Origin of the sequence: Mucilaginibacter sp. (assembly GCF_039207105.1) — a bacterium.
Lineage (GTDB): Bacteria > Bacteroidota > Bacteroidia > Sphingobacteriales > Sphingobacteriaceae > Mucilaginibacter.
In genome coordinates this window covers 18,299-18,893 of the sequence record NZ_JBCECK010000104.1, presented here as the reverse complement: position 1 = coordinate 18,893, position 595 = coordinate 18,299, and the positions used below count along the sequence as shown (strand labels likewise).

Below are 595 nucleotides of genomic sequence, written 5' to 3'. Positions count from 1 at the left end.
CCCCCATATCCATCCTTCAATCAAAAATCGAGAATATGTTTGAAGAGGAAGATGTCAGCGACGAAATCAAGGGCAGGTTGTTAGAGATGCAGAAGATCCTTAACCGCCTAAAAAGCATAACTAAAACTTTGTTATTGATATCGCAAATTGAAAATGAGCAGTTTTTAAAGGAGGATAAGGTTTCGGTTACCGAGCTCCTACAGGATGTATATGACGAGATTTCCATACGCCTGCAAGACAAAAATATCAGCTACGAGGTAGATGTACCCGCAGGCTGGCAGTTGATCAACATCAACAAATTCCTGCTCTTCAACCTCTTTTTTAACCTGATAAACAATGCTATTAAATATAATAATGAAGGTGGGTTTATTAAAATAACCGCCACGGCAAGTCATGACAAATTTATGATCAGCATTACTGATAATGGTATTGGCATTAGCCCCGAAGCACTGCCATTTATATTTAACCGTTTTAAAAAGTTCAGGCAATCATTACAGCAGGATAGCTTTGGCCTGGGTTTGCCCATTGTTAAATCAATAGCAGCGTTTCACGATATTGAAGTTGAAGTAACTTCAGAAAAAGACCAGGGCAGCAC

General features: G+C 39.2%; 1 protein-coding gene. It reads left to right on the top strand.

Annotated features, from left to right (window positions below):
- Positions 1 to 35 precede the first annotated feature (35 nt).
- The coding region (locus AAGC65_RS18235; RefSeq protein WP_343113896.1) for a sensor histidine kinase at positions 36 to 595 on the top strand (560 nt) is incomplete at its 3' end.